Below are 20,666 nucleotides of genomic sequence, written 5' to 3'. Positions count from 1 at the left end.
TAAGGTAAGGGGTTCCGGTATGGATCAAAATAACCGTTTGGTCGAACTCAAGAATATGATCGAAAAGGCCAATTATCATTATTACGGCTTGGATGACCCCATTCTTACAGATGCCGAATATGACCTTTACTTAAGGGAGCTCATCGAGATCGAATATCAACACCCGGACTGGGTCACACTTGATTCTCCTTCCCAACGGGTCGGGGGTTTTATCGCATCCCAATTTCCAAAGGTCCGGCACCCGGAACCGATGCTGAGTCTCGATAATGCTTTCAATGCTGAGGAATTGATGGACTTTGACCGTCGGGTGCGCAGTGTGGCACCCGATGCGGAATATGTCGTAGAATTGAAGATCGACGGGCTGACAGTAGCCTTAACTTACCAGGAAGGTATTTTGCAGCGGGGGGCAACCCGCGGTGACGGTGAAGTCGGGGAAGAGATCACAGCAAATGTCCGGACCATTAGAGCCGTGCCACTTCGGCTGTACAACGCAGATGGCGGGAAATTCAAAAGTTCTGTGGATGTCCGTGGCGAAGGATATATGCCGAAGGAGTCCTTCCTCCAGCTGAATACGGAGCGGGAAGAAGAGGGACTTTCCCTGTTTGCGAACCCGAGAAATGCGGCAGCCGGTTCCCTGCGTCAGCAGGATTCCAGGATTACGGCGCAGCGGAAACTAGGATATTTTGCGTATCAGCTGATTCAGGCCGAACAGATGGGGATCAGTACCCAGATCGGAGTGCTGGAAGCCTTGAGCAGGTTTGGATTTAATGTCAATCCAAACTATCAGCTGTTTTCAACCATGGAGCAAGTGATTGCGTACTGCAGTCGGATGACGGACGAACGGCACGGTTTTCCTTATGAGATCGATGGCCTGGTCATCAAGGTGAACAGCTTTTCTCAGCAGCTTGAGCTCGGCTATACGGCCAAAAGCCCGCGCTGGGCGACTGCTTATAAATTCCCGGCCGAACAGGTTGAGACCCAGGTGAAGGATGTTGAGATCAATGTGGGCCGGACGGGAGTGCTTACCCCGACTGCGGTTCTTAAGGATGTATTTGTAGCCGGTTCTACCGTAGGAAGGGCCACGCTGCATAATCTGGACAATATCCGGGACAAGGACATCCGGATCGGCGATTATGTATTAATTCATAAGGCTGGAGATGTGATTCCTGAAATCATCAAATCGCTACCTGGGAAACGCACCGGTCAGGAAATTGTGTTTGAAATGCCTGCCAATTGCCCGTCCTGCGGCAGTCCAGTTTACAGGCTGGAAGGAGAGGCCGCCCATCGTTGCCAGAATATCTCCTGCCCGTCACGCCAGAGAGAAGCCCTGATCCATTTTGTGTCCAGGGATGCGATGAATATTGAAGGTCTCGGGCCCGCTGTGGTCAGCCAGCTGCTGGATGCCGGGCTTGTCAAAGACGCCTCCGATTTATATTATCTTCAGTACGAAGACCTTGTTCAATTAGACCGGATGGCTGATAAATCAGCCCGCAACCTGCTTGCTTCGATCGGAAAAAGCACAGAGCGCGGCCTGGCTTCACTGATTTTTGCGATGGGCATCCGGCATGTCGGGGTCAAAGTCGGCAAGATCCTGGCCGCAAGGTACCGAAGCATGGAAGCTCTGGAAAATGCGACCGAGGAAGAACTCCGGGAAATCGGCGATATTGGCGGCATCATGGCCAAAAGTATTGTGAGTTTCTTCAGTGCCCCTGCGAACCGCGAATTTCTGAACAGGCTGAAGGTGGCCGGTGTCACCATGACCGCAGCGAATACGTCTGTTTCCCAGGTCCTTACAGGGAAGAGCATTGTGGTGACTGGTGCACTTCGATCGTGGGAAAGGCGCGAAATCGAGGACCTGATTGAACAGCTCGGCGGTAAGGCCTCGTCAAGTGTAAGCAAAAAACATCCCTGGTTCTCGTCGGTGAGAACCCCGGTTCAAAGTATAATAAAGCCAGGGAACTCGGAATCCCGGTCTATACCGAAGATGAATTTAAGGCGCTGATTAATACCGAAGCATAAGTGCCGAAGAGCGGTTTGCTTACGTTCCGTAAACATGCAAATATAAACATAGAAAACAAAATAGCTGCTAACACATAGTCAGCAGCTGTCAAGCTGGCAATTATTACGGCTTCACTATTGGTTTAGGATCTAAAGCGAGGTACTCTTCCGTAATTGGGATGTAGTAAAAGCCATCTTTGATGTCACTATTGATTCTGGCTACAAGCTCCGACAGATTATCGCACTTGATATCTAAAAGGTTCAGGAGCTTATTGGACCAGCCGTGGGGCAGGGGATTAAGCATAATCAGATTTACGTGCTGGAACAGGGATTTGATTTCCGAGGATGTTTTGTTTAGAGATCCGATGGCAGCCCATATTTCAATGAGTGAGCCGTCTTCTTCCTTGCGGTTGGCTGTAATATAATCGAGTCGGCCAAGCTGCTCTGCAAACTCAGGAATATTCCAGTACTTGGACGGAAGATCGATGAAAATCCGGACTCGGTTTGTTATGTTTTTTTCGTGGATTGACCAGGTAGCAAGGCATTCCAGAAAAGTGATGATTCGGGGTGCGTAGTCGCAGGCACAGTAGTATATACCTGGCTTCGTAGGTTCAGTGACCCAAGAAATATCGGTTTCATAAGGATTGATCGTACGGACAGGATTATTGGGAGGATTGTACCAAATACGTTTTTCTGAATCTGTCAGGACGATGTTGATGGAATGATCCTCAACAAAGTCTTTTCCCTGGAGTATGGACCAAATGAGGCGGGTCTTTCCGGAACCCGCTTCTCCGAGAATAAGGTGGCTTCCCGGAAAAAACTTTTCAAAGGGTCTGACGTTCTGCTCCATTGGCATTACTTCCTTTCTGATTCAGTTGTATATTTAAAAATAGTGATTATTTTCTCCTTAAGTATCATTATCGATACTTTTACTTAAAGAAAGATGAGAGTGTTTCGGCGTTTTGGCCAATGTAATGAATTACATAGTTCTACGTCAAGTATCTGATCACCTTTTAATTTTTTTCAGGCGGCCAAAACTTTTTCTTTGTCTTTTTTCTGATCATCTTATTTAATCTACTCGCTATCTTCTCGTTATCAGTTTGTTGTTTTTTTTATGATTTTTACTCATTGTGGTTTATACCGATTAGTCATAAATTCTTATAGATAACTTGGATTTGCTGGCTTTTTTTGCTTTTCCTTGCCCCACAGGCTCATTTTTGTTATATTTATTTATATGTCCATTTGAGAAAGGCGGCGTTATTGAGTTATGAAACTATCCAGAGAAGAAGTGGAACACGTTGCTCTTCTGGCCAGGCTGCAGCTTTCAGAAGAGGAAGTGGAATTATATACGGAGCAGCTGAATTCGATCCTCGGATATGCTGAAATGCTCCAAAAGCTCAACACGGATCAGGTTTCTCCGACCGCGCATGCGGTGCAGCTTTTTAATGTTTTGCGGGAAGATGAAGTAAAACCTTCGATGAGCCAGGATAAAATCTTAATGAATGCACCTGACGAAGAGGACGGGTTCTTCCGGGTTCCCAGAATCGTCTAGTATAAAACAGAGACTGATCCAATTAAAAGCTTTGTTTTAACAGAATTTACATACGCGATCAATAACTGATCAACAAGCAGGTTGCCTTCTGACAAACGATAATTGAACGTCTCTCTGAGTGTCTCGGATTCGGAAAGGAGTACCAGGTTCATGCCAATATTCAAGTCATTAGAAGAATTACATCATATGCTCGTAAACAAAGAAATTAGCTGCGTGGAATTAACCAGATCGTATCTTGATTATATTGACAGTGCGGATTCCAGGGTTAAAGCGTTTCTGACGGTTACCGCAGATTCGGCGCTGATGAAGGCAGCAAAAGTCGATAAGAAGATTGCCGGCGGCGAAAGCCTCGGATCGCTCGAAGGGCTGCCAATGGCCATGAAAGATAATATGTGTACAGAAGGAATCCCAACGACCTGTGGTTCGCGGATTCTAGAGAATTTTAATCCGCCTTATGACGCCACGGTGACCGAACGGTTGAAAGCTTCTGGAGCCGTACTGCTCGGCAAACTAAATATGGATGAATTTGCGATGGGATCGTCTACCGAAAATTCCGGTTACCATCCGACAGCGAATCCGTGGGATCTGGAGAGCGTTCCGGGCGGTTCTTCCGGGGGGTCGGCGGCCTGCGTTGCAGCAAGGGAAGTACCGTTTGCGCTCGGTTCGGATACCGGTGGTTCCATTCGCCAGCCGGCAGCCTTCTGCGGAGTCGTTGGTCTAAAACCTACCTACGGCGCTGTGTCACGTTACGGACTTGTGGCCTTTGCTTCTTCGCTTGACCAGATCGGACCGCTTACGACGAACGTCAGGGATAATGCCCTAGTTCTTAATGCGATTGCCGGTCATGATCCGAAAGATTCGACTTCAGTACCGTTTGTTAAGCCAGATTATACCCGATTTTTAGAAAATGATGTAAAAGGCCTAAAAATTGGGATTCCCGATGAATATTTTGCTTCCGGTCTGAACTCGGATGTTGCTGAAGTTATACAAAAGGCGATCCGGACTTTTGAAAGCCTGGGGGCGGAGATCGAGCGCTGTTCACTACCGCATACGGAGTTTGCAATGCCGGCTTACTATATCATTGCTCCGGCTGAATGCAGTTCCAACCTGGCCCGCTACGACGGAGTGCGCTATGGTTACCGCGCGGAAGCCGACGATATGATTGAGATGTTTAAAAAGACCAGGGAAAAGGGCTTTGGTCAGGAAGTCAAGCGCCGGATCATGCTCGGAACGTATGCTTTGAGCTCGGGCTATTATGATGCTTATTACCTGAAGGCCCAGAAAGTGCGGACGTTAATCAAGCAGGATTTTGACCGTGCTTTTGCCAAATATGATGTGCTGCTGTCGCCGACAGCGCCGACCACCGCGTATAAGATCGGCGAAAAATCAGATCCTTTGGCGATGTATATGGGAGATGTCTATACGATCCCGGTTAATCTGGCTGGTCTGCCGGCCATCTCAGTGCCGGCGGGATTTGTCGATGGCATGCCGGTCGGGATGCAGCTGATCAGCAAGCACTTTGAAGAAGGCATGCTGTACAAAGCCGCTTATGCGTTTGAACAAAATACCGAGTATTATCATCAGGTGCCTGCGCTGCTCAAGGAGGTGCGCTAGATGTCTTTTAACGATAAATATGAAATGGTTTGCGGCGTAGAAACCCACGTCGAGATGGCAACGAAAACGAAGATCTTCTGCGGCTGTACAACGGAGTTTGGCGGAGAGCAGAACACACACGTTTGTCCTGTGTGTCTAGGGCTGCCGGGCGTCCTGCCGGTACTGAATAAAGAAGTCGTCAATCTCGCGATCAAGGCGGGTCTTGCTTTGAACTGCGAGATCGCCCAATTCTCCAAATTTGACCGTAAGAACTATTTCTATCCGGACCTAACGAAGAATTACCAGACGTCTCAGTATGACCTGCCGATCTGCAAAAATGGCTGGCTCGATGTTACGGTGAACGGAACGAATAAACGTATCGGCATCACGAGAGCGCATATGGAAGAAGATGCCGGGAAACTGGTGCACAGCGGGGAGACTATTATGACGTCCAGCAGTTCCGGGGTTGATTATAACCGGACGGGTGTACCGCTTCTGGAAATTGTCTCGGAACCGGATATGCGCTCTATAGATGAAGTTCTGGCTTACCTGGAACAACTGGTCCAGATCATGGATTATGCCGGAATTTCCGACTGCAAACTCGAACAGGGTTCCGTCCGTTTTGATATCAATGTCTCGCTTCGCCTCAAAGGAACCGAACAATTCGGCACGCGGACCGAAACCAAGAATTTGAACTCCTTCAGCTCAGTCCGCCGCTGTCTGGAATACGAAACCGAGCGTCAGGCTGAAGCACTCGACGACGGCCAAGAAATCATTCAGGAAACGAGGACCTGGGACGAAGGTAGAGGGATGACGCTGTCTCTCCGATCCAAGGAAGAGGCCCACGACTACCGCTATTTTCCGGAGCCGGATCTGATGCCGCTCGTGATCGACCGAGACTGGGTCGAGAGAATCAGAGCTTCCTTGCCGGAGCTGCCTGCCGCCAAAAAAGCAAGACTGCAGTCCCACGGCCTGTCGGAATACGACGCAGGGGTCATTACCGCATCCAGAGCGATGGCAGCATTCTTTGACCAGGCACTCGCCAGGATCAATGACGCGAAACTTCTTGCCAACTGGGTCATGGGAGATTTAAGCGGCCTGCTGAAAACCAACGGACGCTCCTTCGAAGATTCGCCCGTCTCTCCGGAACAGCTGGCAGGGATGCTGACGCTGATCAAGAAAGGTGATATCAGCGGCAAGATCGGCAAGAATGTGCTCGAAGAAATCTATAACACAGGTAAAGATCCGGAAACGATCATAAAAGAGAAAGGACTTGTCCAGATCAGCGATGAAAGTGAACTTGGAATAATTGTGGACGGCATTCTTGCTGCTAACGAAAAATCCGTCACTGATTACCAAGCCGGCAAAGAGAGCGCACTTGGATTTTTAGTCGGTCAGGTTATGAAAGCGACCAGAGGGCAGGCTAATCCCGGTCTGGTCAACAAACTGCTGAAAGAAAAACTGGCACAGTAAAACGCAATATTAAGCTCATAATAAAGCATACTGAAAGTACAATAAAAAGCACAAAAAAGCATAATAGATCAAGATATAGTGCCAGAATAATAAGACATACTTAATGAATACAAGAAATGAACATGTTTAGAGGTGGATAAAATGGGAAAAGTACCGGATACCGGATTGGTGATTGTGGATACAACCCTGCGCGACGGGGAACAGACCGCCGGGGTTGTCTTTTCCAATCAAGAGAAATTAAGGATTGCCCGGATGCTTGACGAGATCGGGGTTAACCAGATAGAAGCGGGAATACCGATTATGGGCGGCAAAGAACTTGATGCCATCAAAGGTATCTGCGGCCTCGGACTGAAAGCCAGCATCATAGGCTGGAACCGCGCTGTGATCAAGGATATTGAAGCATCACTGTCCTGCGGCTGTGATGCCGTGGCCATTTCCGTATCGACCTCGGACATTCACATCAAACATAAATTAAAGACCACGCCCGGGGCAGTTCTTGATATGATGATCAAAGCAACGGAGTTTGCGAAAAAGCATGTCGATTATATCTCCGTCAATGCTGAGGACGCTTCGAGATCAGATATGAACTATCTCGTGGAATTTGCGACGGAGGCCAAAAAGGCCGGTGCAAACCGCCTCCGCTACTGTGATACGATTGGCATCCTCGATCCTTTTCTGATCTTTGACAGAATCAAAACCTTAAGAGAACGCGCCAATATTGATATAGAAATGCATACGCATAATGATTTTGGGATGGCGACGGCCAACGCTTTAGCCGGAGTGAAGGCCGGAGCCAGATTTATCGGCGTAACCGTGAACGGTCTTGGAGAAAGAGCCGGCAATGCAGCGCTGGAAGAAGTCATCATGGCTCTGAAATACCTGGAAGAAACAGACCTTGGCTTTGTTACGGAGCGATTTGTGGAATTATCCGAATACGTCTCCAGGGCTTCAGGACGTGTTCTCCCGCCCTGGAAAGCCATTGTAGGCAGCAATATGTTTGCGCATGAATCCGGTATTCATGCCGACGGCGCATTGAAGAATCCGAAAACCTATGAGGTATTCCGTCCTGAAGAAGTCGGGCTGGAAAGGCAGATTGTGATCGGCAAGCATTCAGGTACAGCCTCGATTAAAGCGAAATTCAGGGAATATGGCAGAGAGCTTACCTCTGAGCAAGCCGATAAGGTCCTGAAGCATGTAAGATCCCTTGCAGTCGATATGAAACGCTCACTTTTCGATAAGGAACTGATTTATATTTACAAAGACCTTTATGGAGATGAATAAGAGGCAGAATTACTTTCAGATGGAAATATGCCGAGACTGAACACCCATGGTTAAAAATAACAATAACTGGAGATAGGTATAAATGAACGCTTTGGAAAACCCCAGATGGAACTTCTGGCAGGCTCTTTACCTGATTCTTATTGTCTATGTTCTGGAATTTGTTTTAGGCTGGCTAAAGCCTCTTGAGAACCTTGGCTATCTGAAAGGGTATATCAGTTATCTTGTCATCGGTTTTGGCGAGGGTCTACTCTTTTTTGTTGCCCTTTTTTTATTCTTCAAGATCTTGCACGGATCGTTCGCTGATTTGGGGCTGACCAATTTTAACTGGAAATGCCTTCTGGCCGGACTGGGCGGCGGTATTGTGCTGTTCTTTGCTGTCGGTCTTCTGGGAAATGTCCTCGTGGAATATTTCGGGCAGCCTGAACCTCAGAGTTTTGCGCTGGTCGTTGAGGGCGTTGATTCTATCTGGCAGCTGATGCCGCTGGTTCTGCTAGGCGGTTTTATCGTACCGCTTAAAGAGGAAATGATTTTCAGGGGACTGATCTATCCTCCGCTGCGCCAGGGGTACGGCAAAGCGAAGGGCATTCTTTTTGCAGGACTGTTTTTCGGACTGATGCATTTCGATCTAATAAGGTTCGTGCCACTGGTGATCGGGGGCCTGGTGCTGACTTTTCTATACGAAAGAAGCAAGAACCTCTGGACTTCAGTCATTGCGCACGGGGTCTGGAATATATTAATGGTCATCCTGATGTGGTGGCAGCGAGGATAGAGCGTATCCTACTTCAGAGCAAAGACCCGGTGCTACAGGACACGGATAGAACATATTTCTGCAAGCGGGATAAAGACAAGATAGCGGCAAGACAATCTGAATGAGGCTAAAATCAGTCAGAGTTTGAAATAAGAGCATGTTCAGACGAGACTGCGAACAGAGGGAAGAAGGACCCATGGTTAATAAAAATGATCGACATGAAGGTACTTATGATCATACCGTCGCCAGAGAAGAGCGCATCGGCGCGAAAAACCTGGATATAGAAATCGTCCGTTTGGCTTCCGATGGATCCGGTGTCGGCTATACCGACGGAATCACCACCTTCGTCCCGAGGATGCTTCCGGGAGAAAAAGGCAAAATACAGCTGACGGAACAGAAGAAATCTTACCGGAGAGCACAGATTGTTGAAATTGAACAAATGTCTGAAGAAAGAGTAGAGCCGCCCTGTACAGTTTATCCGGTCTGCGGCGGCTGTAATCTTCAGCATGTTGAGTATCAGACTACGCTCGCTTGGAAGCAAAGGTGGGTTGAAGATGCCCTGCGGAGAATCGGCGGATTCACCGATATTCGGGTCGAACCAGTTCTAGGCATGGACGATCCCTGGCGCTACCGTAACAAAGCAGTTTTGCACCGTGACCTGAAAGGCCGGTTTGGCTATTATCGTGAAAAGTCTAAGGATGTAACAGTTTTTGACGATTGTCTGCTGCTGAGGCAGGAAACCAATCACAGAATAAAAAAAATGCAGCAGGTGATCGGAGAATGCTGCGAGGGAATCAAGACGGCTACGTTCCGGGAAAGCAACCGCGGCAAGGGATTGCTGGTCTTTGACGGCAATACGGAAAACACGAAAGAACTGGATCAATTGATCAGTAAATTGAAAGAACAAGCTGAGTTTTCTCCTCAAAGCTGTTCGATTACGATTCCCCGGGGGAATAACGTGTTTGAGGGGAGCGGGGCCCAGTATCTAAATGAACATTTAAACGATCTGCGCTTCAAAGTCTCCCCACGTTCTTTCCTTCAGGTCAATCCGGCACAAACGGCGGTGCTGTATGGACTGGTACTGGATTGGGCCGGACTCACGGGAGAAGATGAGGTTTGGGACCTCTACTGCGGTATCGGTACGATGACCCTGATGCTGGCCCAGAGAGCCAAAAGGGTATTGGGCATCGAGGAAAATCCGTATGCGATCGCCGACGCACAAGAAAATGCCGAGGACAATAACATCATCAATGTCCGTTTTGTGGAAGGAAAAGTCGAGGAGAAACTGGCCGCACTTTCCGAAACCCCGGACCTCATAGTATGCGACCCGCCCCGGGCCGGAATGGAGCCGGAAGTTCTTGAAGGCCTGCTTGATATCGGGCCGGAAAGAATCATCTATGTGTCCTGCAATCCTGCCACCCTGGCCAGGGATTTAAAGGTGCTTTGCCGGAATACTTATCGAATCAAGCGTGTACAACCAGTGGATATGTTCCCGTGGACACAACATACGGAAGCCGTAATCCTGTTGCAACGTGTGGAACGCTGACGCTGCAAGGCTTAGCGGGATTGTCGTAAGAGATATGCTTTGACGTGAGTGAATTTCCTCGCTGCGTCTTTTCTTTTTGGTAGAATATTAATGGGTGTCTCATTTTATATAGATGTGAAGGACAATGAAAAATGTAAGGATTATACCTGCTAAACCCAAAGAGAATAAAAAGCTCAAGGTTGCCGCTTACTGCAGGGTCAGTACCTCCGGGTCGGAGCAACTGCGCAGTCTCGAGATTCAAATAAGTGCATACACGAAGATGATAAAAAGCCATCCCAACTGGATTTTTGTCGGTGTTTATTATGATATTGAAAGCGGGCTTCGCCGAAGCGGCAGAAAAAGTCTGGACAAGCTGCTCAAAAAAGCGGCTAAAGGCAAAATTGATTACATCATCACAAAGTCAATCAGCAGGGTATCAAGAGATACGCTGGAGATATTGAAGATTACAAGATTTTTAAGAGAGCGAGGGATCAATATGCATTTTGAAAATGAGAAGCTGGATTCAATTGAAGCGGATAAAGAATTCGAAATTACGCTTAGGGGTATGCTGGCACAGGACGAAAGCCGAAATATCAGCGAGAACATCAAATGGGGAATTCAGCGCAAGTTTGAAAAGGGCGAGATATTGACGAAGTATAAGAATTTCATGGGCTACACTTGCGTTGACGGTGAGATAGTCATTGTGCCGGAACAGGCAGAGGTGGTAAGAAAGATATTTGACTTATATTTACAAGGCCTGACGTTAGGACAAATTAAGGATTATCTGGAGGCCCAAGGAATTAAGACTGTAACGGGCAAGGAAATTTGGGATACAAAAACGATCCAGAGGATGTTAACCAACGAGAAATATAAGGGCGATACAATGTTTCAAAAGACCTTTACTGAGGATTTTATGACCGGAAAGAAAAGCAAAAATATCGGACAGCGGAACAAGTATTATGTAAAGGATAGCCATGCCGCCATAGTTTCTGCCGAAATTTATGACAAGGTTCAGGAAGAAATGGCGAAACGTGCGCGGCTTGTTACCAGCGAGGATGGCACAGTAGAAATCAGCGGAAGTAAATATAATGGCAAATACTTTCTGGGAAATTTGCTCGTGTGCGGAGATTGCGGAGCATCTTATCGTCGGAGAACTGAGCGGGGCAAGGTAGTCTGGCGCTGTGCGACAAGGATTGAAAAAGGCAAAGATGCTTGCCCTCATTCCCCCACCATGGATGAAGGATGGATACAGGATGTTCTGGCAGAAGCTGTTTGTGAGAATGGGGGTTATGATGAAGGTATAATCAGGAATAAAGTTGCTAGAATTCAGATTTATAATTTGTATACTATGATTAGCTATAAAAATGGGGAGCAGACTAAAATCTGTTTTTGATATATCCTTGCATTGTTACATCCAAACTAATAAAATAATATTTGTATATTTTACCAATTTATATAAGGATACTAACGATAGGATACCGTAAAACAATGGATTATGAAGAACTTTATAGAAAATACCAAAAGCTGTTGGAAGAAAATAAAAGGCTGAAGGTTGAAAATGAAGATTTCAAGATTCAGCTTGGGTTGGTATTGCCCTTATTCGACAATGAAGTTCATGCAATGGAAGAGGAAAAAGACCTTTCAGACCAATTTAATAGCTCTGAACGAGTAACCAATAATAGTTCTCCACAGGAAAAGATTAATCTATTCATGTCGTTGTTCAGAGGCAGGGATGATGTATATGCTAAAAGATGGCAGAATAAAGAAGGTAAATCGGGATATTCTCCAGTTTGTCTGAATGAATGGGCTAAAGGGATTTGCGGCAAGCCGAAAATCAAGTGTTCCGACTGTGAGAATAAAAAATATGCGATTCTTGATTCCTCTGCAATTGATAATCATTTAAGAGGTAAGGCAGTATACGGTGTTTATCCTATGCGGCCGGATGAGACCTGCAGCTTCCTTGCGATGGATTTTGATGACGATGGTTGGCAGAAAGATATAAATGCATTAAGAAATACTTGTACCGAAAAAAGTATTCCCTTTGTCGTTGAACGGTCGCAATCCGGGAACGGTGGCCATGCGTGGTTCTTTTTCAAGGATCAAATCAGTGCGGCAACGGCCAGAAAATTTGGCACACTGCTTCTAACCCATGCCATGTCAAAAAGGCATGAGATTAAATTTAGTTCATATGACCGGTTGTTTCCCAATCAGGACACACTCCCCAAAGGCGGATTTGGGAATCTGATCGTATTGCCTCTGCAAGTCAACGCACGAAAAAGTGATAACAGCGTATTTATTGATGAGAAGTTTCAACCCTATAGTGATCAGTGGCATTTCTTAAGCTCTGTTCGGAAGTTAAGCGAAGAGGAAATAAACGGGTACATTTCCCAGCTTGGCACCGGTAATGAATTGGGAGATTTAAGGCAAATTGAAGACGAAGAAACGAAGCCATGGGAAAAGACGCGGATAGACAAACGGTTATGTAAAAACGATATTCCGGATACTATTAACATTACAAAAGCCGACATGCTATATGTTCGCAAAGATGGATTCTCTAATAAAGCCCTAAATATGATGAAACGCCTGGCGGCCTTCCGTAACCCTGACTTTTATAAGGCGCAGGCTATGAGATTGCCGACATTTAATAAGCCCAGAATAATTTCTTTGTCTGATGAAACGCCGGATTATCTTTGCCTTCCAAGAGGATGTGCGATTGATTTAATAAATCTGTTTGAACCGATGAATTCTGAAATTAAGTGGACGGACGAAACCGTTTCCGGTAAATTTATCAAGGTTCAATTCAAGGGACATCTTCGTGATGAACAGGGGGATGCCGTTTACTCAATGCTGCAGCACGATAATGGGGTTTTAGCCGCAACCACCGCATTTGGGAAGACAGTAATAGGGGCAAAACTAATAGCTGAAAGAAAAGTCAACACGCTTGTACTTGTTCATACACAGCAGTTATTGGAGCAGTGGCAAGAGCGATTGAACCAATTTTTGACGATTAATGAAGAGCTGCCTATCGATCCCATTAAAAGACGAGGCAGGAAAAAGAGCCGTAGTATTATTGGACAGCTTGGCGGCGGCAAGAAAAATTTAAGTGGGATTATTGATATTGCGATTATGCAGTCATTGGTGAAAAGCGACGACGTAAAAGATGTTGTCCAGGATTATGGCATGGTTATTATTGATGAGTGCCACCATGTACCGGCATTCAGCTTTGAGCAGATTCTTAAAAACGTTCCGGCTAAGTATGTCTATGGATTGACAGCAACCCCGGTGAGGCAGGACGGTCATCATCCCATCATATTTATGCATTGCGGCCCGGTGCGGCATAAGGTTGATGCTAAAGAACAAGCTGAAAAAAGACCATTTGAGCATTATATTATTCCGCGTTTTACGCCATTCAGAAAACCGGTAAGCCAGGACGAGAAAGAGTGGTCTATTGGCGAAATCTATTCTCAAATCAGTACCAGCCAAATACGGAATCAGTTAATTGTTGATGATGTCACTCAATGTGTGAAAGAAGGGCGAAATCCTATTGTCTTGACAGAAAGAACGGCTCATGTCGAGGCAATCGCCAGGGAATTGTCAAGAGTAATGCCAAACGTTATTGAATTAACCGGAGGAATGACTGCTAAAGAAAGAAGAATCAAGCATGAAAAGCTTTCAAGCATTCCGACGGATGAGAGTATTGTTATTGTGGCCACCGGTCGGTTTGTCGGCGAAGGCTTTGATGAACCAAGGTTGGATACACTTTTTCTGGCAATGCCGGTTGCTTGGAAAGGAACAGTGCAGCAGTATGCCGGACGGCTTCACCGCTTATATCAAAACAAGAGTGAAGTCCAAGTTTATGATTATGTGGACGTTCATGTCGGTGTGCTTGAAAGGATGTACCATAAGAGACTTAAAGGATACTCTTCCATAGGATATTCGGCCAAAAGCGACAGTAAGCCGTTTGAAGCTACGAATGCTATTTTTGATAACCATAGTTTTATGACGGTATTCAGTAATGATATTTCTTCTGCAAAATCAGACATTGTTATTGTCAGCCCTTATATGACAAAAAAACGTCTGAATCAGATGTTGAATATCCTGTCTTCCGGAATTAACAATGGGGCCAAGCTGACCATAATCACCAGACCGGAGGGCGATTATAAGGAAAAGGACAGGTTGGCATTTTCAGATATGATTAATGCCGTACGATTAACAGGAGCAAACCTTATTTTTAAATCAAATATACATCAGAAGTTTGCGGTAATCGATCAGAAGATTGTATGGTACGGAAGTATTAACCTTTTGAGCTTCGGCAGTTCGGAGGAAAGCATAATGAGGCTGGACAGCGTTAATATAGCGAATGAACTGGTGGGTACGATTGAAGAAATGCTATAGATATTAACGGGTGTGATTACAAAATGGAAAAAATATGCCTGCATTTTTACATTGCATACAGAACATATGTTTGGTATAATTGTCTATGAAAAGTTATGGTTGGTATAAAAAGGAGGGATATGTCACGTGGGCGACATATCAAAACAAAGTAAGATCATTCTTTACCAGACTGACGAAGGAAAGATAAGAGTCAATGTCTATTATGCAGAGGAAAGTTTTTGGCTGACCCAAAAAGCCCTGGGTGAGCTTTTTGACGTGGATAGAACGGTAATCACCAAACATTTGAAGAATATATTTACCGAAAATGAATTGAAAGAAGAAGCAGTATGTGCAAAATTTGCACATACTGCCGAAGACGGAAAAACATATAATACCAACTATTATAATCTCGATGCTATTATCGCTGTTGGCTATCGGGTCAACTCCAAAAAAGCTACGCAATTCAGAATTTGGGCTACTCAGACTTTGAAAGAATATATCGTCAAAGGATTTGTATTAAATGATGATATGCTCAAAAACGGCAGGCCATTCGGTAAGGATTATTTTGATGAACTTTTAGAACGCATCAGGGAAATCAGAGCTTCTGAACGCAGAGCTTATCAGAAGATTGCTGATGTTTTTGAACAGTGCAGTAGCGATTACAACTCCAATTCCGAGGAAACGAAAATATTTTATGCCTTTGTGCAAAATAAAATGCACTTTGCCATAACAGGAAAAACTGCCGCCGAAATTATCCATGGACGGGCGGACAGTGAACATCCAACCATGGGATTGACTACATGGAAAGCGTCACCTCACGGCAAAATTTTAAAGAGTGATGTGAAGGTAGCAAAGAATTATCTTAACCAAAATGAGTTGGATAGACTGAATAGAATTGTGACAATGTACATTGATTATGCTGAGTTTCAGGCGTTAAATCAAAATATTATGACAATGAAAGACTGGCTACATATCACTGACGAGTTTTTAAAGTTTAATCGTCGCGAGGTTTTAAAGGATTCGGGAAAGATAAGCCATGAGGATGCCATGGATAAGGCAAAAAAAGAATATGAAAAATTTCGTGTAAGGCAAGATGAAAGATATATTTCAGAATTTGATAAAACTATGGAGAAGTATTTAAAGGGAAATACGAAACAATAATATTCCCGAATATTAACCATACGAGGTAATGGTGATGCAAATTGATGAATCTACAAGTAGACCTGATAGCATTGTGCAGATCATTACTTTGTCTTGAAACTGAATTTTTTCCTCTTAATTCCATTTTTGTAGTATAATTTCTCTATGAAAAGCTAATTCTTGTCGAAAAGCATTCCTGTAATGAATGAAAATGATCTTTGAGAAATAAACAACCCCCTGCTATGATTTAAGTGTGCCTGACAAACGCACAAAAATCACAGAAAATCAGGGGGATGTAAGCAGATGAAGAACCGTAACAATATTAAATTAGAAGCAATAACACCTAAAACACTAATAGTGGGAGTAGACATCGCCAAAGAAACGCAGTGGGCCCGGTTCGTGGATTATCGTGGCATAGAATTGGGGAAAGCCCTGAAATTCCAGAACGATAAAACCGGCTTCGAAACTATCTTAGCAAGCATCGAAACAATTTGCAAGAACAAAAGACTTGACGACGTAATCGTAGGAATGGAACCCACAGGGCACTACTGGAAACCGCTGGACAACTATCTGTTGATGCAAGAAGTAAAAGTAGTCATGGTTAATCCCTACCACACCAAAAAAGCCAAAGAGCTGGATGACAACAGCCAGACCAAGAGCGATAAGAAAGATGCTCTAACCATAGCGAAACTTGTGCGTGACGGCAGGTATTACGAAGTATATATGCCCCAAGATATATTCGCGGAACTAAGAGTGCTGTCAAACGCCAGGATCAGCCTCATGAAGCGGCATAACGCTTTAAAAAACACCATCACAGCAGTAATGGATGAATACTTTCCTGAAATGAAACTCGTATTCAAAAATGCATTAAACGGGAAAGCGTCCATGCAGATATTAAAGACCTGCCCATTCCCTTCACTGATACTTGAATTGGGAGTTGAGGGAGTACTTGCCGAGATAAAGAAAGCCGTCAAAAAGACAGTAGGCAGGAAAAAAGCTCAGCAGCTTGTAGAAACAGCCCAAAACTCCATAGGCGTGAGTTATGGAACAGCGTCGTCAAAATTGAAATTAGAGTTAATGATCGAGGAATTGGAATTACTAACAAAGCAGCTCGAACAAGTGGAAAGCAAAATGGAACTGGCTCTGGCAGAGACAGGAATCGGGGAAATCATTCTCGGCATCCCCGGTATAGGAGTGGTCACCGCAGCAAGTTTTTTAGGCGAGATAGGCGATCCGCTGAGATTTGACCATCCGCGTCAGATAAGCAAAATGGCCGGATACAACCTTGTTGAAGACAGCTCCGGCAAGAGTAAAAGTGGAACAGCAATCTCCAAGCGCGGAAGGAAAAACTTGAGAAGTATTTTATACCGGATGGCCATGACCATGGTTGCAGTAAACAAAGAAATGAAAGAACTGTACCTTTACCTGAAAACGCGCGAAACCAATCCGCTTAAGAAAAAGCAAGCACTTGTTGTTATTTCCGAAAAAATAATAACAGTAATATACAATCTGGTAAAAAAGCAAACAGAATACAAGGCAGAATTAGTGCTTGGGGAATGCAGAAAGAACCAAATCAGCAATCAAGCTGCTTAAGCCTAAAAGCGGCTTAAGCAACCCATTACAAGGGTTTTGGTTACGTACTGGATGTCAAGGGTAAATAAACGGCTGCGCCGCCCTTGACATCCGATAAGGCAGTGCCTATGGCGCAGCAAAGCAAGAAACATGAAACACGCCGATAAAGCGGAGATAAGGAGATCACCTCCATTAGGGCATGACCCAGCACCAAAGCTTAAACGCTATCTCCGTTTTTATCCATAAAACAGAACGAAGGAATGTAAGGGCATAGACCCAGCGAGTTATGATAGGGTGAGTTTTGGATAACACCGGCGAAAGTCATGTAAAATATTGCATTTTAAGAGATAATGCGATTGGCGGAGCAATCTGTTGATATATTTCAAAAATTGAGATAGGAGGTGAAAAATATGGTTTACGCAAAGCCTGTGATATTGGCACAAAGTACTGTACAGATGGCACAATGCACACCCAATAGTAAACCGAGTGGAAGACCTTGTAATCCACCAAAGCCAGGTGGACGATAATGGACAGTTTAATCAGGCGACGATGTTATAAATGAAAACTCGTCGCTTGATTACTAAGGAGAAATTGTAATGTTTTTCAAACAAAAATCTAATATTATATTCAGAAACTATGAGTCCTTCGGGTATGTAACGGACAATAGGAATTTCGGATATAAACGAACTGATGATAACAAAAACAACATCGGAGATAAAATTCTATCGGAAAGTGGGGCTGTATTTTTTTCTGCTTTAGGTAGAAAACCTCAAACCCTTGATGATCTCGCCAAAAAAATAAATAAGCAATTTACAGATGTTGACATTGAAATAATTAAGAATGATGCCAGAGACTTTTATTTTATGCTTGAACAGGATGGATTTATTGTATCTGGCGAAACAATTCAGGAATGCGAAAAAAGAGACACAAAGTTTTCGTACAAAATACTAGGGAACCACTGATTAATAACGTTTTTTATCATCCCAATAAATAATAAAGTGGGATAATCCCAAGTTAGCGGCCCTATCGCCGCCGATTTCAGCTGCCTTTTCCGAGTAATTCTCGAAAAAAGGCGTACTTATCCCCGGATTACGCGCATTGGCTTCGCCAGCCGCCGCTTCGGGCGCACATCAGCAGGTTTGCGCTGGCGGCCAGCATATACAGTCTATTCAGATTCTTGGCAATTCCTCTATAACAAACCTTTTTGAAGCCAAATATGTTCTTAATGATATGAAAGGCGTGCTCCACTTTGGCTCGGACAGACGCTTTCCGAAACTCTATATGGCAATAAAAATCCCGTGCAGGGCCATTGTCCATGCTGCGTTTCTTTCCGGGACGCTCAGCGATACGGTAATCAATTTGTGATTTGTGAGGGTCCTCTGTGATTTCCGGTCGTTTATTTAGTCCCAAATATCCGGCGTCACCGTAGAAAACCTCGTCTTCCGGCCTCATTAGCTTTGACGCTTCGGCTATGTCATGCACATTTGCGCCTGTTGCCGCTATACCATGAATATAACCGGTCCCTGCGTCCACACCGATATGGCATTTCATGCCGAAATACCACTGATTACCCTTCTTTGTTTGGTGCATCTCCGGATCGCGGCTACCGCTTGCGTTCTTCGTTGAGGATGGCGCGCTGATCAGTGTGGCGTCAACAATGGTTCCACCTTTCATGATATGTCCGCACTGTTCCAAACAACGGTTGATCGCCTCAAAGAATGCCTTCCCTAAGCCGCTTTCCTCAATCAAATGACGGAATTTGAGCAGGGTGGTCGCATCCGGCGCCTGCTCATGTATGAAGTCTATTCCCATAAATTTTCGCATGGCGTAACTGTCGTAAATGGCATCCTCTACACCTTCGTCAGAAAGGCTAAACCATATCTGCAGCAGATACATTCTCAGCATTTTTTCAATCCCGAGCGGTGGACGACCGCGCTTACCGTCAAAATAGTGCGGCTGTATAAGCGCCACCCATTCGTCCCAGGGGATGATCTCGTTCATTATTTCAAGAAATTCTTCTCGTTTCGTTTTCTTCCGTCGGTTTGAGTATTCTATATCCGAAAAGGTTTGTTGCCCCATTTTTACCACCTGTTACTGTTTTCTTTAATTTTACCATTTTTTTGTCCGGGGGGCGATTTAATCAGTGTTTCCCTAGAACCTGAGATAATAAAAAAAGATTATTCTCCGACTATTATGCATCCTGAAAAATCCTCACAGGAATTTTTAGAAGAATACTTTAAAGACAAACCTCAACTTACAAATTTACACATAGAAATTACAAGCAAGTGCAACGAAAGATGCGTACATTGCTATATTCCACATGAGAATAAAGTAAGCGATATCGAAGCTGATTTGTTTTATGATGTTTTAGAACAATGTAAAAATATGAGGTTATTGCATTTAACATTAAGTGGTGGGGAACCAATGTTGCACAAAAGCTTTTGCGATTTTTTAAGAAAATGCAAAGAATACGATTTTTCAGTAAATGTCCTTAGCAATTTAACTTTACTTAATGATGAAATTATCAAAGAAATGAGAACAAACCCTCTTTTAGGCGTTCAAGTCTCATTATACTCAATGGATTCCAATATTCACGATGAAATAACCCAAATGAAAGGAAGTTTTAAAAAAACAAAAAATGCAATTTTGAAACTTATTGAAAACGATATACCTTTACAAATAAGCTGTCCAATAATGAAGCAAAACAAAAACTGTTATGATGATGTTAAAAATTGGGCGAAAAAACATAAGATTCATGTCGGAGATGATTATGTCATCATAGCAAGATATAATCATACAACACAAAATCTTAGTAACCGTCTGTCCATTAATGAAATCAGAGAAGTGATTAACGATATTGTTGTGATTGATACAAGTTATATGGAGCAAATGGAAAGGGAAGCGGAGAAGAAAAAGAATATTACATCAAACGATTTTGTTTGTAGCGTTTGTCATTCATCCATTTTCATAGCTGACAACGGGAATGTATATCCATGTGCTGGCTGGCAGGATTATAATATTGGTAATGTAAAAGAAACTTCTCTCGAAGATATTTGGAATAATTCTGAAAGAATACAATATCTAAGAGGCTTGCGAAGAAAAGATTTTCCTAAATGTATTCAATGTCCTGATAAAGATTTTTGTACCATGTGTATGGTTAGAAACGCAAATGAAGACCCTCTGGGGGATCCTTTAGCAGTTAATGAGTATTTTTGTGATATCGCAAAACTTAATAGAAAAATGATGCTTGAATGGAAAGAAATGGGCAATTAAAAGAAAGACGAGACAGATTAATTAGAGAGGGTATGCCGTTTAATTATTGATACTGCGGAGGGAATAAGCTCCTCTTGGGAAAGCAGCGATTTGCGAACACCAGATGATATCTGTATCGAGGTACAAACCTCTGCCTT

The 20,666-nt window shown here is 44.3% G+C and carries 14 protein-coding genes and 1 pseudogene; 13 read left to right on the top strand and 2 right to left on the bottom strand.

Features of this window, described 5'->3' with window-relative positions; translation table 11 throughout:
* Positions 1 to 19: 19 nt before the first annotated feature.
* Positions 20 to 2,019 (top strand): annotated as a pseudogene (ligA, locus tag DEHRE_RS10380) (NAD-dependent DNA ligase LigA).
* Between the two features lie 103 nt (positions 2,020 to 2,122).
* Here the strand turns inward: ligA and DEHRE_RS10375 are convergent.
* Complete coding sequence (locus DEHRE_RS10375; protein WP_019226659.1) at positions 2,123 to 2,848, bottom strand: hypothetical protein; 726 nt, start codon at positions 2,846 to 2,848, stop codon at positions 2,123 to 2,125.
* A 417-nt stretch (positions 2,849 to 3,265) separates the two neighbouring features.
* On the opposite strand from DEHRE_RS10375, the gene gatC reads away from it, so the two are divergent.
* The 11 genes from gatC (at position 3,266) to DEHRE_RS10320 (ending at position 18,218) form a co-directional block, all read left to right on the top strand.
* Positions 3,266 to 3,550 (top strand): Asp-tRNA(Asn)/Glu-tRNA(Gln) amidotransferase subunit GatC, encoded by a 285-nt coding sequence (gatC, locus tag DEHRE_RS10370; RefSeq protein ID WP_019226660.1) that lies wholly within the window; start codon positions 3,266 to 3,268, stop codon positions 3,548 to 3,550.
* Between the two features lie 150 nt (positions 3,551 to 3,700).
* Entirely contained in the window at positions 3,701 to 5,164 is a 1,464-nt protein-coding gene (gatA, locus tag DEHRE_RS10365) for an Asp-tRNA(Asn)/Glu-tRNA(Gln) amidotransferase subunit GatA (RefSeq protein WP_019226661.1), read from the top strand.
* Positions 5,165 to 6,616, top strand: a complete 1,452-nt coding sequence (gene gatB, locus DEHRE_RS10360) for an Asp-tRNA(Asn)/Glu-tRNA(Gln) amidotransferase subunit GatB (protein WP_019226662.1) — start codon at positions 5,165 to 5,167, stop codon at positions 6,614 to 6,616.
* 141 nt (positions 6,617 to 6,757) lie between these two features.
* Positions 6,758 to 7,897, top strand: a complete 1,140-nt coding sequence (gene nifV, locus DEHRE_RS10355) for a homocitrate synthase (protein ID WP_025206017.1) — start codon at positions 6,758 to 6,760, stop codon at positions 7,895 to 7,897.
* Positions 7,898 to 7,979: 82 nt separating this feature from the next.
* On the top strand, positions 7,980 to 8,666 hold the full coding sequence (locus DEHRE_RS10350) for a CPBP family intramembrane glutamic endopeptidase (RefSeq protein WP_019226663.1): 687 nt from the start codon (positions 7,980 to 7,982) through the stop codon (positions 8,664 to 8,666).
* A 175-nt stretch (positions 8,667 to 8,841) separates the two neighbouring features.
* Entirely contained in the window at positions 8,842 to 10,191 is a 1,350-nt protein-coding gene (rlmD, locus tag DEHRE_RS10345; RefSeq protein ID WP_019226664.1) for a 23S rRNA (uracil(1939)-C(5))-methyltransferase RlmD, read from the top strand.
* A 124-nt stretch (positions 10,192 to 10,315) separates the two neighbouring features.
* Positions 10,316 to 11,563, top strand: a complete 1,248-nt coding sequence (locus DEHRE_RS10340) for a recombinase family protein (protein WP_019226665.1) — start codon at positions 10,316 to 10,318, stop codon at positions 11,561 to 11,563.
* Between the two features lie 95 nt (positions 11,564 to 11,658).
* Positions 11,659 to 14,565, top strand: coding sequence for a TOTE conflict system archaeo-eukaryotic primase domain-containing protein (locus DEHRE_RS10335; protein ID WP_019226666.1), 2,907 nt, complete (start codon positions 11,659 to 11,661; stop codon positions 14,563 to 14,565).
* 126 nt (positions 14,566 to 14,691) lie between these two features.
* Positions 14,692 to 15,705: a virulence RhuM family protein gene (locus DEHRE_RS10330; protein ID WP_019226667.1), complete on the top strand. Its 1,014-nt coding sequence runs from the start codon at positions 14,692 to 14,694 to the stop codon at positions 15,703 to 15,705.
* A 282-nt stretch (positions 15,706 to 15,987) separates the two neighbouring features.
* Positions 15,988 to 17,277, top strand: coding sequence for an IS110 family RNA-guided transposase (locus DEHRE_RS10325; protein ID WP_019226668.1), 1,290 nt, complete (start codon positions 15,988 to 15,990; stop codon positions 17,275 to 17,277).
* Positions 17,278 to 17,852: 575 nt separating this feature from the next.
* On the top strand, positions 17,853 to 18,218 hold the full coding sequence (locus DEHRE_RS10320) for a PqqD family peptide modification chaperone (RefSeq protein ID WP_025206016.1): 366 nt from the start codon (positions 17,853 to 17,855) through the stop codon (positions 18,216 to 18,218).
* A gap of 127 nt (positions 18,219 to 18,345) precedes the next feature.
* Here DEHRE_RS10320 and DEHRE_RS10315 read toward each other — a convergent pair whose 3' ends face one another.
* Positions 18,346 to 19,335: an IS5 family transposase gene (locus DEHRE_RS10315; protein ID WP_019226936.1), complete on the bottom strand. Its 990-nt coding sequence runs from the start codon at positions 19,333 to 19,335 to the stop codon at positions 18,346 to 18,348.
* A gap of 114 nt (positions 19,336 to 19,449) precedes the next feature.
* Here DEHRE_RS10315 and DEHRE_RS10310 point away from each other — a divergent pair, with 114 nt between their 5' ends.
* Positions 19,450 to 20,529 (top strand): radical SAM/SPASM domain-containing protein, encoded by a 1,080-nt coding sequence (locus tag DEHRE_RS10310; RefSeq protein WP_025206015.1) that lies wholly within the window; start codon positions 19,450 to 19,452, stop codon positions 20,527 to 20,529.
* Positions 20,530 to 20,666 lie beyond the last annotated feature (137 nt).

This window comes from Dehalobacter restrictus DSM 9455 (assembly GCF_000512895.1).
Lineage (GTDB): Bacteria > Bacillota > Desulfitobacteriia > Desulfitobacteriales > Syntrophobotulaceae > Dehalobacter > Dehalobacter restrictus.
Note: the sequence above shows the minus strand (reverse complement) of the source record. Positions and strands in the feature narration are given on the sequence as shown.